Annotated in this window: 13 protein-coding genes; 11 read left to right on the forward strand and 2 right to left on the reverse strand. The window is 71.1% G+C overall.

The window, feature by feature from the left end; all coding sequences use genetic code 11:
• The first annotated feature begins 37 nt into the window (after window positions 1-37).
• From VM938_01750 to ahcY, 7 genes are all read left to right on the forward strand, one after another.
• Window positions 38-322, forward strand: a complete 285-nt coding sequence (locus VM938_01750) for a hypothetical protein (protein HVF73746.1) — start codon at window positions 38-40, stop codon at window positions 320-322.
• Window positions 319-1,029 carry a CPBP family intramembrane glutamic endopeptidase gene (locus VM938_01755; GenBank protein HVF73747.1) on the forward strand — a complete coding sequence of 237 codons (711 nt, stop codon included), beginning with the start codon at window positions 319-321 and terminating at the stop codon, window positions 1,027-1,029. The genes VM938_01750 and VM938_01755 overlap by 4 nt, the downstream gene beginning before the upstream one ends.
• 319 nt (window positions 1,030-1,348) lie before the next feature.
• A complete protein-coding gene (locus tag VM938_01760) occupies window positions 1,349-3,700 on the forward strand; it encodes a hypothetical protein (GenBank protein HVF73748.1) in 2,352 nt (783 codons plus the stop codon).
• Window positions 3,701-3,733: 33 nt separating this feature from the next.
• Entirely contained in the window at window positions 3,734-5,071 is a 1,338-nt protein-coding gene (locus VM938_01765) for a phosphomannomutase/phosphoglucomutase (protein ID HVF73749.1), read from the forward strand.
• A complete protein-coding gene (locus VM938_01770) occupies window positions 5,068-5,310 on the forward strand; it encodes a Trm112 family protein (GenBank protein ID HVF73750.1) in 243 nt (80 codons plus the stop codon). The genes VM938_01765 and VM938_01770 overlap by 4 nt, the downstream gene beginning before the upstream one ends.
• Complete coding sequence (locus tag VM938_01775) at window positions 5,307-6,356, forward strand: bifunctional phosphoglucose/phosphomannose isomerase (GenBank protein ID HVF73751.1); 1,050 nt, start codon at window positions 5,307-5,309, stop codon at window positions 6,354-6,356. The genes VM938_01770 and VM938_01775 overlap by 4 nt, the downstream gene beginning before the upstream one ends.
• Window positions 6,353-7,615, forward strand: coding sequence for an adenosylhomocysteinase (gene ahcY, locus VM938_01780; GenBank protein ID HVF73752.1), 1,263 nt, complete (start codon window positions 6,353-6,355; stop codon window positions 7,613-7,615). Before VM938_01775 ends, ahcY begins: the two co-directional genes overlap by 4 nt.
• A gap of 13 nt (window positions 7,616-7,628) precedes the next feature.
• On the opposite strand, the gene VM938_01785 is transcribed toward ahcY, so the two are convergent.
• Window positions 7,629-8,360: a slipin family protein gene (locus tag VM938_01785; protein HVF73753.1), complete on the reverse strand. Its 732-nt coding sequence runs from the start codon at window positions 8,358-8,360 to the stop codon at window positions 7,629-7,631.
• A gap of 286 nt (window positions 8,361-8,646) precedes the next feature.
• On the opposite strand from VM938_01785, the gene VM938_01790 reads away from it, so the two are divergent.
• A complete protein-coding gene (locus tag VM938_01790; GenBank protein ID HVF73754.1) occupies window positions 8,647-9,651 on the forward strand; it encodes a RuBisCO large subunit C-terminal-like domain-containing protein in 1,005 nt (334 codons plus the stop codon).
• A complete protein-coding gene (mtnA, locus tag VM938_01795; protein HVF73755.1) occupies window positions 9,648-10,652 on the forward strand; it encodes an S-methyl-5-thioribose-1-phosphate isomerase in 1,005 nt (334 codons plus the stop codon). Before VM938_01790 ends, mtnA begins: the two co-directional genes overlap by 4 nt.
• Here mtnA and VM938_01800 read toward each other — a convergent pair.
• A complete protein-coding gene (locus tag VM938_01800; protein HVF73756.1) occupies window positions 10,621-11,235 on the reverse strand; it encodes a hypothetical protein in 615 nt (204 codons plus the stop codon). The two genes, mtnA and VM938_01800, sit on opposite strands and share 32 nt — an antisense overlap.
• A 208-nt stretch (window positions 11,236-11,443) precedes the next feature.
• Here VM938_01800 and VM938_01805 point away from each other — a divergent pair, with 208 nt between their 5' ends.
• Together VM938_01805 and VM938_01810 are read left to right on the forward strand one after the other, a co-directional pair.
• Window positions 11,444-12,274, forward strand: a complete 831-nt coding sequence (locus tag VM938_01805) for a phosphoribosyltransferase family protein (protein ID HVF73757.1) — start codon at window positions 11,444-11,446, stop codon at window positions 12,272-12,274.
• 47 nt (window positions 12,275-12,321) lie between these two features.
• Window positions 12,322-12,501: a hypothetical protein gene (locus VM938_01810; protein ID HVF73758.1), complete on the forward strand. Its 180-nt coding sequence runs from the start codon at window positions 12,322-12,324 to the stop codon at window positions 12,499-12,501.
• The last annotated feature ends 92 nt before the right edge of the window (window positions 12,502-12,593 follow it).

Below are 12,593 nucleotides of genomic sequence, written 5' to 3' on the forward strand. Positions count from 1 at the left end.
CCTCAGCCGTTCCGGCGGCCGGCGCTAGCCTCTCGCCGTGCCCCTCGACCGCCGCGCCGCCGACCTCGTGCGCAGCCTCGACGAGCACGAACTGCGCCGCCTGGTGATCCTGGCCCGAGGCAGGCTGCACGCCATGGCCTCCGACGGCCCCGCGTTCACCGACGACGGCCCGCGGGTCAGCTATCGGCAGCAGAACGTGCGCTGCGGCAAGCCGAACTGCAGCCGCTGCCCCCACGGTCCCTACTGGTACGCCACCTGGCGCGAGGGCGACAAGGTGCGCAGCCGCTACGTCGGCAAGACCCTCCCGGCCGACGACGCGTGACCGACGAGGAACCGACACCGCAGGCGCAACCCCGCTGGGGCATCCCCGACGCCCTCCTGACCCTCCTGGGGGCGACCCTCCTCTCCACCCTCACCGGCGGCCTGTGGTTCGCGGCATCCGGCGCTGACGAAGGCAGCTATGGCGTGGCCATGGCCGGCCTCGTCGGCCTGTGGGGCGGCTTCGTCGGCCTGCCCTTCCTCATCGCCCGCGCCAAAGGTTCGGGCAGCCTCGCCACCGACTACGGGGCGTCCTTCGAAGCCAACGACGTGGGCATCGGCGTCGCCGCCGGGGTGGGCTCGCAGTTCGTCCTCATGCCCCTCCTCTACATCCCGCTGCGCCTGCTCCTGCCCGACACATTCGCCGACCCCGGCGAGAACGCCGAGGAACTGTTCGACCGGGCCCGCGGCGTGGGCGTCGTCTTCATGGTCCTCGCCCTCACCGTCGGTGCCCCGCTGGTGGAGGAACTGTTCTTCCGCGGCCTCCTGCAGCGCTCGCTCGTGCGCCGCCTCGGCCCTGCCGTGGGCATCGCCGTGGCCGCCGTCGTCTTCGGGCTCACCCACTACGACCCCGCGGCGCTGCCCGGCCTCGTCGCCTTCGGCGTGGTGCTGGGCGTGCTGGCCTACCGCTCCGGCCGCCTCGGTCCCGCCGTCGTCGCCCACATCGCCTTCAACACGGCGACCGTCGCCATCTTCCTCGCCACCCGTTGATTCAAGCTTTTTCGGGATTCCGCCGATACCAGTCTCTGGAGAGAGTCGCCCGGGTTCCGGGCGGGAGAAGGGACGAAGATTCCGATGCAGCACTGCCCCCGTTGCCATGCCGGTCGACTGGTCGAGATTGCCCTGAACGTGGCCGAGCGCAAGGTAACCATGCGCAGCTGCTCACGCTGCGACACCCGCTGGTGGGACACCGACGGCGAAGGCACCGCCCTCCCCGGCGTGCTCGAACTGGCCGCCGCCCGCCGCTGACCGCACCGTCGTGAGGGGCCCCGGCTCCTTACTGTCACACCCCGCCGGCAACATGGTCGCCATGCGCCGGCCCACCGCTACAACAGTCGTCACCGCCCTGGTGATCGGCGCCGCCTCGGCGTTCGTCTTCTTCCAACTGCGGCCCGACCTGTTGTTCTCCCGCTCGACGCCCGCGGGCGGCGACATGGGTGCCCACGTGTGGGGCCCCGCCTACATGCGCGACCACCTGCTGCCGAACGGGCGGATCTTCGGCTGGGCGCCCGACTGGTACGCGGGCATGCCGTACCCGACGTTCTACTTCCCGCTGCCGACGCTGCTCATCGTGCTGCTCGACGTCGTCCTGCCCTACGGCATGGCGTTCAAGCTCGTGACCGTCCTGGGGCTGGTGACGCTACCCATCGCCGCCTGCGCCTTCGGGCGGCTGGCCGGGCTGCCCTCGCCCGCCCCCGCCTGCCTGGGCATCGCCACCCTGCCCTTCCTGTTCGACCGCTCCTTCACCATCTACGGGGGGAACATCGCCTCCACGCTGGCGGGCGAGTTCTCCTTCTCGATCTCCCTGTCCGTGGCCCTCGTCTTCCTGGGGCTCTACGCCCGCGGCCTGGAAACCGGCCGACAACGGGCCTGGGCGGCGGGGCTGCTGGCGATCACCGGCCTGTGCCACGTGGTACCGGTCTTCCTGGCCATCTCGGGCGCCGTGGTCCTGACGCTGATGCGCCTGAGCGTCCGGCGCCTGCTGGCCTTCGCCGTACCCGTGGCCGCCGTCGCTGCCTGCCTCGGGGCCGTGTGGTGGCTGCCGTTCCTGATGCGCATCCCCTACACCAACGACATGGGGTGGGAGAAGCTCACCACCTACACCGAGACGCTGTTCGGCGCCCGTGACGACTGGCTGCTCGTCCTCGCCCTCATCGGAGTGATCGCCTCGATTGCCTTCCGCCGCCGGGCCGGGATCTTCCTCACGCTGTTGGCCGTCTTCTGGGGGCTGGCCTTCCGGTTCATGCCCCAGGGCAGGCTGTGGAACGGGCGGGTGCTGCCGCTGTGGATCCTGGCCCTCTACCTGCTGGCGGGCCTGGCCGTGGCCGAGGTGGGCCGAGCGCTCGGACGCCTGTGGGTCGAGACGCCCGACACCGCCGACGGCCTCGACGCCGGTGAACTGGTCGACCGCAGGCGACGGGCCGAGCACGTCGCCACATTGATCACGCCGTTCGTCGCCCTCTTCGTCACCGTGGTGCTGGTGGCCGCCCCGCTGCACCCGTGGTGGCTGCCGGTCAACTCGGCCACCCGCAGCTTCATCCCCGACTGGGTGAAGTGGAACTACACGGGCTACGAGGGCAAGGCCGCCTACCCCGAGTACCGCGACGTCGTGACGACCATGGACCGGGTGGGCCGCGACGTGGGCTGCGGGCGGGCCATGTGGGAGTACGAGTCCGAGCAGGACCGCTTCGGCACGCCGATGGCGCTCATGCTCCTGCCGTACTGGACCAACGGCTGCATCGGCTCCGTCGAGGGCCTGTTCTTCGAGTCGTCGGCCACCACGCCGTACCACTTCCTCAACCAATCCGAGCTCTCGGTCGGCGCATCACGGCCCCAGCGGGGGCTGCCGTACCACGACTTCGACGTCGACCGCGGGCTCGACCACCTGCGCCTGCTCGGCGTGCGCTACTACCTCGCCTTCTCCGACGAGGCCAAGAACGCGGCGCGGGCCAACCCCGGTGTCCGCATCGTCGGCACATCGGCGCCGTGGTCGGTCACCTACAAGACCGAGAACAAGGACCGCGTGTGGGAGGCCTACGAGATCCTGGGCTCCGAGATCGTCGCCCCCCTCCAGCACGAACCGGTGGTGATGACGGGCGTGGCCAAGGGCGGCGAGCAATGGCAGCACGCCGCGGTCGAGTGGTATCAGGACCCGGCCCGCTGGGACGTGCCGCTGGCCGCCGGCGGGCCACGCGAGTGGGAGCGGGTGGAGGGGGCCGACCGCGATCCGCCCCGGCGCCCGTTGCCGCCGGTCGTCGTCACCAACGTCGAGGAACACGACCAGTCCATCGAGTTCGACGTCGACCGAGTGGGCACGCCGGTCCTGGTCAAGGCGTCGTACTTCCCCAACTGGCGAGCGTCGGGCGCCCGGGGCGTGTGGCGGGTCACGCCCAACCAGATGGTGGTGATCCCTACCGAACGCCACGTGAAGCTGAGCTACGGCTACACCCCGGTCGACCTGACGGGATGGGCGCTGACGTTCCTCGGCATCGCCGGGTTGTTCTTCCTGTGGCGGCGCGGGCCGGTCGAGTACCCGGCTCGGACCGAGCCGGAGCGCCCGGTGGAGGAAGGGGCGGCGCCGGCATCCGACTGGGGCGACGCCGACGACGCCTGGGAGCGGGAGCTGGCCACCACCATGGAGCGGGGCAGCGAAGGGGACTGATCGAGGGCACCGCCACTAGGCTCGCCCCCCGACATGCCGTCTTTCGACCCCGTCTTCAAGGCCTACGACATCCGCGGCACCGTCCCCGACCAGCTCGACGCCGACATGTGCCGAGCCATCGGGGCCGCCTTCGCCCGCTTCACCAAGGCCCCCCGCATCCTCGTCGCCCGCGACATGCGCGAGTCGGGCGTGGCCCTGGCCCAAGCGTTCGCCGAAGGCGCCACGTCACAGGGCGTCGACGTCGTCGACCTCGGCCTGGCCTCCACCGACCTGCTCTACTTTGCCGCCGGCCACCTCGATGCGCCGGGTGCCATGTTCACCGCATCGCACAACCCGGCCCAGTACAACGGCATCAAGATGTGCCTGGCGGGCGCCAAGCCCGTGGGCCAGGACACCGGCCTGGGCGACATCAAGCGGATGGCGGCCGAGGGCCTGGCCCCCACCGGCACGCCGGGCACGGTGACCACCTCCGAGCTCATCGACGAGTACGGCCGCCACGTGGTGGGCTTCGTCGACACCGGCGTCCTGCGCCCCCTCAAGGTGGTGGCCGACACCGCCAACGGCATGGGCGGCCTGGTGGTCCCCCGCATCTTCGCCAAGCTGCCGTTCGAGCTGGAGATCCTCTTCGAGGAGCTCGACGGCTCGTTCCCCAACCACCCGGCCGACCCCATCCAGCCCGAGAACCTCAAGGACCTCCAGGCCCGGGTGTTGGAGAACGGCGCCGATGTGGGCCTGGCCTTCGACGGCGACGCCGACCGCGTGTTCCTCGTCGACGAGAAGGCCCAGCCGGTGTCGGGCTCGCTGACCACCGCCATGGTGGCCGCCACCCTGCTCGACAAGCACCCGGGCGAGACGATCGTCCACAACCTCATCTGCTCCAAGGCGGTCCCCGAGATCGTGCGCGAGAAGGGCGGCACCCCGGTGCGCACCCGGGTGGGCCACTCGTTCATCAAGGAGGTGATGGCCGAGACCGGCGCCCTGTTCGGCGGCGAGCACTCAGGCCACTACTACTTCCGCGACAACTACCGGGCCGACTCCGGCCTCATCGCCGCCGTCGTCATCCTCGAGCTCCTGTCGAAGGCGGGGGAGCCGCTGTCGGAGCTGCGCAAGCCCTTCGAGCGCTACGCGGCGTCGGGCGAGATCAACACCGAGGTGGCCGACCCCAAGGGCGTCGTCGAGCAGATCGCGGCGGCGTTCACCGATGCCGAGCAGGACCGCCTCGACGGCCTGACCGTCGACTACGGCGACTGGTGGTTCAACCTCCGCCCCTCCAACACCGAGCCGCTCCTGCGGCTCAACCTCGAAGCCCCGACCCGGGAAGAATGCGACGCCCACACCGACGAGGTGCTCGCCATGATCAGGGAGCTGTGACCGTGTCCCTCAACCCGCAACTGCTGGAGATCCTGGCCTGCCCCGACGACAAGGGCCCGCTCCTGTACTTCGAAGGCGAGCAGTCGCTCTACAACCCTCGCCTCAAGCGCCGTTATGCAATCCGCGACGACATCCCGGTGATGCTGGTCGACGAGGCCGAGACGGTGGGCGACGACGAGCACGCCCGCCTGTTGGCCAAGGCCGAGGCCGAAGGCGTCAAGCCGACCTTCGAGGCATGACGGTGGGTCGCGAGCGCCTCGACACCCAGAACATCTTCGACGCCACCGCCGGGCTCCCCGAGCAAGTGGCACAAGCAGCGGTCGACGCCAAGGGGGCCGACGGCCTGCCCGACCGGTCCATGATCGAGAACGTCGTCGTGCTCGGCATGGGCGGCAGCGGCATCGCAGGCGACGTCCTCATGGCCACGGCGGCCCCGTTCATGCCGGTGCCCGTCGTGGTGGTCAAGGGCTACACCCCGCCCGCCTTCGTCGACGAGCACTCACTGGTGTTCGCCGTGTCGTTCTCGGGCAACACCGAAGAGACCATCGAGGCCGCCACCGAAGCCGCCATCCAGGGCGCCCGCATGGTCGTCGTCACCAGTGGCGGCGAACTGGGCAAGCTCGCCGCGAGCTGGGGCGCCCCCGTGCTGCCCGTCCCCGACACCATTCCCCAGCCCCGGGCCGGGCTGGGCGCCATGGCCGTCCCCCCGCTTGTCGTGCTCGAAGAGATCGGCCTGTTCCCGGGCGCCACGCAGTGGATCAACCTGGCCGTCGACCAGCTCAAGCGCCGTCGCGACGCACTGGTCACCGACGACAACGACGCGGCCGCCCTGGCCCGCCGCATCGGGCGCACGATTCCGCTCATGCACTCGTCTGGCGCCCTCGGCAACGCCGTCGCCCAGCGGTGGAAGACCCAGGTCAACGAGAACGCCAACTCGCCGGCCTTCTGGGCCGTGCACCCCGAGCTGTGCCACAACGAGGTGCAGGGGTGGGGCCAGCATGGCGACGTCACCCGCCAGGTCATTACCCTGGTGAACCTGCGTCACGACGCAGAGCACCCGCAGGTCACGCGCCGCTTCGACTTGGTCGCCGACTTGCTGCGCGAAGTCGTGGCGGGCATCGAGGAGGTCCGGGCTGAGGGCGAAGGCGACTTGGCCCAGCTCCTCGACCTCGTGCTGTTCGGCGACTTCGTCTCGCTCCACCTGGCGTACCAAGAGGGCATCGACCCCGGTCCTGTTCCGGCCCTCTCCGATCTGAAGCGACAACTCACGGAAGGCACTACATGAACTTCGACATCGCCGACTCGGCACTGGCCGACCTCGGCAAGCAGCGCATCGCCTGGGCCGCAGGCCGCATGCCGGTGCTCAACTCGATCCGGGAACGCTTCGCCAAGGAACGCCCGTTCGACGGCGTGACGATGGCGGCGTGCATGCACGTCACCACCGAGACGGCCACCCTGCTGCGCGCCCTCAAGTCCGGCGGCGCCAACGTCGCCATCTGTGCCTCCAACCCGCTGTCCACCCAGGACGACGTCGCCGCCTCGCTGGTGCGCGATGAGGGGATCGCCGTGTTCGCCATCAAGGGCGAGGACACCGAGACTTACTTCCGCCACATGGACGCCGTGCTCGACGAGCGCCCGCAGCTCACCATGGACGACGGCTGCGACCTGGTGAGCCGGCTCCACAGCCAGCGCTCCGAGCAGGTGGCCGAGGTCATCGCAGGCACCGAGGAGACCACCACCGGCGTGATCCGCCTGCGGGCCATGCAGGCCGACGGCGCCCTGCGTTACCCGATCGTGGCGGTCAACGACGCCGACACCAAGCACATGTTCGACAACCGCTACGGCACCGGGCAGTCCACCCTCGACGGCATCATCCGGGCCACCAACGTGCTGCTGGCGGGCCGCAAGGTCGTCGTGGCCGGCTACGGCTACTGCGGCAAGGGCGTCGCATCGCGTGCCCGCGGCATGGGCGCCCAGGTGTACGTCACCGAGATCGACCCGTTGCGCGCCCTGGAAGCGGTGATGGACGGCTTCCGCGTCGTCACCATGGACGAAGCCGCCCGTGAGGGCGACATCTTCGTGACCGTCACCGGCAACCGCGACGTGCTGCGCCGTCAGCACTTCGAGGTCATGAAGGACGGGGCCATCCTCGCCAACTCCGGCCACTTCGACATCGAGATCGACCTGCAGACGTTGGGCGAGATGGCGGGCACCGAGCGCCGCCGCGAGGTCCGGCCCATGGTCGAGGAGTTCCTGCTCGACGGCGACCGCCGCGTGCTGGTGGTGGCCGAAGGCCGCCTGGTGAACCTCGGCGCCGCCGAAGGCCACCCCGCCGAGGTCATGGACATGAGCTTCGCCAACCAGGCCCTCGCCGCCGAGTGGGCGCTCAAGCAGGGCTCGTCGCTGGAGCCCGCCGTCTACGACGTGCCCCGCGACATCGACAAGGAGATCGCCCGGTTGAAGCTTGAGACCATGGGCGTCGAGGTCGACCGGCTCACCCCCGAGCAGGACGAGTACCTGAACTCCTGGACCGTCGGCACCTGAGGGGCCGCTCCCTTCAGGGGAGCGACCCCTCGCTTCGACCGATCACGAAGGTGTGGCCGGTCGATGCCTCCATGGCCTGGAGCATGCGCAGCTGGAGCAGGGCCGGGTTGCCAGCCACTGCTCTGGCGGCGTTGGCCAGGTTGCGCAGCGCCGCGGTCTCGCCTCGCGCCCGTTCCAACGCCGCCAACCCCTCCTGACGGGCCTCGGCCACCTGGGCGAACACTCGCCGCAGCTCGCCGGGGAACATCACGTCCTTGACGTCGCACGACTGGAGCCGAAGGCCCATGGCTGCCAGCGGTCCGGAGGCGACCTCGGCGAGCTGGGCACCGATCTCACCGCGCTGCGACAGCACTTCGTCGATCGAGCGCGCACCGACCACTTCGCGCAGCGCCAGCTGCAGGACCAGATAGGCCGCCTGCTGGTAGCTCGCCGCCGCGGCCAGCGCCGCACGCACGTCGGCCACTTGGTACACGGCCGCCAGGCTGAGCTTCAGTCCAACCCCGTCGGCGGTGAGGACCTCTTGGCCGGGGACCTTCTGGTACTGCGGGCGTAGGTCCACGGCCTCCACCCGCGAGGAAGGCCGCCATGTGCGGTGCAGCCCGGGCTCGAGGACTTCGGCCACCACGCCGCGGCGGTAGCGCACGGCGCAGTGGCCCTCGTACACCACGGTCGTGCGCACGAGGGCGCGCCAGACCGCAGCGGCCGCCGCCGCGGTGATGCCGATGGTGAGAGCGAGCGTTGTCATCGTTCGTTGTCCGTTTCGGGTTGTGCTCGGCTGGAGGGCCACGTCGCAGCGGCGGAGGGCGAACCCTGCAGGCCGTACGACGTTTGGCGGCCCTCCAACCGGGCCGGTCGGGATTCGCACCCGTTTGCCTGTGCTGTGGGGCACAGGTGTTACTCAGGAGAAGGCGGCCGACGTGCAGGACGACGGTGGGCGATGCCGAACCGGGCTGCTGGCAACGACCTTCGGCCCCGACGGTACGGAGCCATGCCGTCCGCCGCACTCGAATTTCGCCCGTACATTTGACGAGGTGATCCGGGCCACGTTCGAGTTGGAACCGCACGGCTCGGCCGAGGCGCTTGCCCTCGAGGAGTCTCTGGGCATGCCCGACGGCCCCGCCTTCGTGCGGGGGCACGTGGTGTCGGAAGCCGACGGCGTCGCCGTCCTGGAGTTCCCGGAAACGAACTGGGGCCGCAACGTCCCGCTGCTGATCTCGGCGTTGGTGGCAGGCGAGGGCGTGGAGACGCGGGCGTTCACCCGCTGCCGCCTGGTCGACCTGCAACTGCCCGACGGCTTCCTGCCCGGCCCCGCCTACCCGGCCCGTCCCGGGGTCGGCGTGGGCGCCATCCTCAAGCCGTCGCTGGGGTTGCGGCCGCACGAAGCAGCCGAGGTCGCCGCAGCCATCGCCTCGGGTGGGGCGACACTGGTCAAGGACGACGAGTTGCTCGGTGACCCCGACTGGTGCCCGTTGACGAAGCGGGTGGCTGCGGTGGCCGACGTACTGCACCCGTGCGTGCAGTACTTCCCCAACATCACCGGCCCTTCCACGAAGCTGCTCGACCGCGCCCGGCGCGTCGTCGACCGCGGCGCAGGCGGCGTCATGGTCAACGCGTTCGCGCAGGGGCTCGATGCCGTGCTGGCGCTACGCGAGGCCGACCTCGGGGTGCCGATCCTGGCGCACCGGGTGGGGTCCGGGCCGTGGACCCGCAACGACCGCTTCGGCGTGTCGTCCGCCGTGCTCGCCATGCTCACCCGCCTGTGCGGCGCCGACTACGTGCTCGTCGGCTCCTTCGGCGGGAAGCTGTTCGACTCCGACGAAGAGGTGCGCGCCCAACTCGACGCCGTGCGCCGCCCGCTCGGCAACGCCGCGTGCGCGACCGCCATCGTGGGCGGCGGCATCGGTCCGCACAACGTGCGGGCGCAGGCTGAAGCGGCCGGCGGCGAGGGGCTGCTCATGCTGTTGGGGTCGGCGGCCTACGCGGCCGAGGGCGGCGTGGAGGCGGGCGTGCGAGCCACGTGCGAGGCGCTGCGATGAGTGCGGCCGACCCGATCCCGCCCACCATCGAGTGGCGCGGCGACCACGTGCGGCTCATCGACCAGCGCCGTCTGCCGGGCGAGCTGGCCTTCCTCGACGTCCACACGGTCGACGAGTTGTGCGAGGCAATCGTCACCTTGGCCGTGCGGGGTGCGCCCGCCTTGGGCGCCGCCGGCGCGATGGGCGTGGCGCTGGCGTCGGTCCGAGGAGAAGACGTGCAGGCGGCGGCGCGGCAACTGGTCGCCACCCGCCCCACTGCGGTCAACCTGGCATGGGGTGCCCGGCTCGCCGCGGTTGCCGACGACCCTGTCGCCGAGGCCGTGCGCATCGCCGAGGACGACGTGGCGTGCAACCGCCGGCTCGGCCGCTTCGGCGCCGAGCTCGTCCCCTACGGGGGACGCATCCTCACCCACTGCAATGCCGGCGCCCTCGCCTGCGTCGGGTACGGCACCGCCCTCGGCGTGATCCGCGCCGCCCACGAGGACGGCAGGAAGCCGTCTGTCTGGGTCGACGAGACTCGCCCCGTCCTCCAAGGCTCCCGCCTCACGGCGTGGGAACTCGACCGGCTCGGTATCCCCGCCACGCTCGTGGCCGACGTGATGGCCGGCTCGCTCATGGCCGGCGGCGACGTCGACTGCGTGGTTGTCGGCGCCGATCGCATCGCTGCCAACGGCGACGTCGCCAACAAGGTGGGCACCTACGGACTGGCGGTACTGGCGCACCACCACGGCATCCCCTTCTACGTGGCTGCGCCGACGTCGACCATCGACTTCGCGTGCCCCGACGGCGCCGCCATCCCGGTCGAACGTCGCGGCGCCGAGGAGGTCGTTGCCATCGGTGGACACCGACTCGCTCCGGCAGGGATCGCCGTCGAGAACCGGGCCTTCGACGTGACCCCGGCCGCCTTGGTGGCCGCCATCGTCACCGAGGTCGGCGTGTTGCGGCCGCCTTACGTCGCATCCCTTGCCGCTACTCGGCTGGAGGCGGCGCCGGGATCGTGACCCGGCCCAGCACTGCCTGCAGCAACGGGCCGATGGCGACGGCGAACAGGACCGTGCCGGGGCCCACCTGGCCGCCTAACGCCCACCCCACGGCGAGGGCGCCCAGCTCGACGGTGGTGCGCACGGCGCGCAGCGACGTGCCGTTGCGCCGCGACCAGCCCGTCATGAGGCCGTCGCGGGGACCGGGGCCCAGCCCGGCGCCGATGTAGAGGGCCGTGCCGGAACCCACGAGGGCGATGCCGACGGCGAGGATCGCCCAGCGCAGCACGGTCCCGGAAAGGTCGTCGACCACGACCAGCGTGAGGTCGATGACGACACCGACGACGGCGACGTTGAGCACGGTGCCGACGCCCGGGCGCTCCCGGAGCGGAACCCACGCCAGCATCACCAGGATCCCCACGAGGATGCCCGCCGTGCCGATGGTGAGCCCGCTGCGTTCCGACAGGCCCTGGTGCAGGACCTCCCAGGGCCCGAGGCCGAGTTCCGCTCGCACCATGAGGGCGAGGCCGACGCCGAATGTCGTCAAGCCCACCAACAGCTGGGCGAAGCGCCGCCCCCGTTGTGTGGTGGGAATCGTGAGCACGACTGCCGAGGGTAGGGCCGCCGCACCGTCTCGCCCAACGCCTTTCCATGCCACCGCCGGCTTAGGAGCCGAGCCGACAGGCGAGGCGACCAATGAGCACAGCGCCTGCCTCGGCGGCCGCAGGCCTTCGAGAACGACCAACGGCGCGCCGCGGGTGACCGGTCCGCGCAACGCCTTGTTGTCACACCCTCTCGTCATACTGCGTCTCATGCTGTCTGGTGCACTCCTGATCCTGGCCGGCCTCATAACGGTTGCCGCCGCCTTCGTCGTCGTCGCCACGCTTGCGGCGGTGCTGCCCGGCCCCCCGGCGCTGCTCGGCGCGACCGGCGGTGGCGCACGCCCCCGTGCCCGGGCGCCCGCTCGGCGCCGCTTTCTCAGACGGGTGGGCGAGTCGGTGGCGCCGCCCCGTTGCGGCGCCTGCGCACGGCCCGGCCCGTCGCCATGCGCCGGGTGCTTGGCCGCCTTGCGCCGTCCGCCGCCCTTGCCGCCGCCTGCGGGGCTCTCCTCCTTGGTGGCGCTGCTCGCCTACGACGGGCCCGGCCGCGAGCTGGTGGCGCGGATCAAGTACCGCAACGCCCGGGCGTCCTTGCCCTGGCTGGCCGCTGCGCTGGCCGCGCACGTCGACGCCGCCGACATCGACATCGTCACGTGGGTGCCCACCACCGCCCGTCGTCGGCGGGGGCGCGGCTTCGACCAGGCGCGCCTGCTGGCGGAAGCTGTGGCAGGTGAGCTCGGTCGCCCCTGTGTCGGGCTGCTCCACCGCGGGCCGGGTCCGCCCCAGACGGGGCGGTCAGCTGAAGAGCGCCGCCGACGCCCCAACCTCCGGCCGAACGCGCGCGCCCGCACCGCCGTCGGTGCCCGGGTCCTCCTCGTCGACGACGTGTGCACGACGGGCACGACGTTGGCCGCGGCGGCGCACGCGCTGCGGAGCGGGGGAGCCGGCGTAGTCATCGCCGCCGTCGCAGCGCGCACCTTGCGGCACGGTTTGGTCGGACCACCACTCAAGGTGGTAATCCGGCGGACCGATCCTCTGGGTTGATGAACAGCGGGCGACAGGTCCAGAGACGGCCGGAGGCGACAGACCACATGCAAGAGCTGAAGAGCCGCCTGTCGGCAGATGTGCTCGAAGGCCTCCTGGCGGTGCCCGGCGTCCGTCACGACGAGGTGGCACGGGCTCGACGCCTGCTGCACTCGCCCCGGTGGTGCCGAGCCGAAGAGGTTGCTTCGGAGTTGGTCGACTGCTTCGTGGCCCAGCGGCTCCCGTAGCGGGCGCCACGCCTCGTACACTGGCTTGGGCCGCGTGCGGGTCTGTGGTTGCAAGTCGATGCCAGTCGCAGGCGAAACGACCCACGTAAGGC

The organism is Acidimicrobiales bacterium (assembly GCA_035536915.1).
In the GTDB taxonomy this organism is placed as follows: domain Bacteria; phylum Actinomycetota; class Acidimicrobiia; order Acidimicrobiales; family JAHWLA01; genus JAHWLA01.

Excerpts from the sequence above, each read along its gene's own strand:
- VM938_01775 (HVF73751.1), top strand. The coding sequence starts at position 5,307 with ATGACGGTGGGTCGCGAGCGCCTCGACACCCAGAACATCTTCGACGCC.
- VM938_01760 (HVF73748.1), top strand. The coding sequence starts at position 1,349 with ATGCGCCGGCCCACCGCTACAACAGTCGTCACCGCCCTGGTGATCGGC.
- VM938_01805 (HVF73757.1), top strand. The coding sequence starts at position 11,444 with ATGCTGTCTGGTGCACTCCTGATCCTGGCCGGCCTCATAACGGTTGCC.
- VM938_01765 (HVF73749.1), top strand. The coding sequence starts at position 3,734 with ATGCCGTCTTTCGACCCCGTCTTCAAGGCCTACGACATCCGCGGCACC.
- VM938_01810 (HVF73758.1), top strand. The coding sequence starts at position 12,322 with ATGCAAGAGCTGAAGAGCCGCCTGTCGGCAGATGTGCTCGAAGGCCTC.
- mtnA (HVF73755.1), top strand. The coding sequence starts at position 9,648 with ATGAGTGCGGCCGACCCGATCCCGCCCACCATCGAGTGGCGCGGCGAC.
- ahcY (HVF73752.1), top strand. The coding sequence starts at position 6,353 with ATGAACTTCGACATCGCCGACTCGGCACTGGCCGACCTCGGCAAGCAG.
- VM938_01785 (HVF73753.1), bottom strand. The coding sequence starts at position 8,360 with ATGACAACGCTCGCTCTCACCATCGGCATCACCGCGGCGGCGGCCGCT.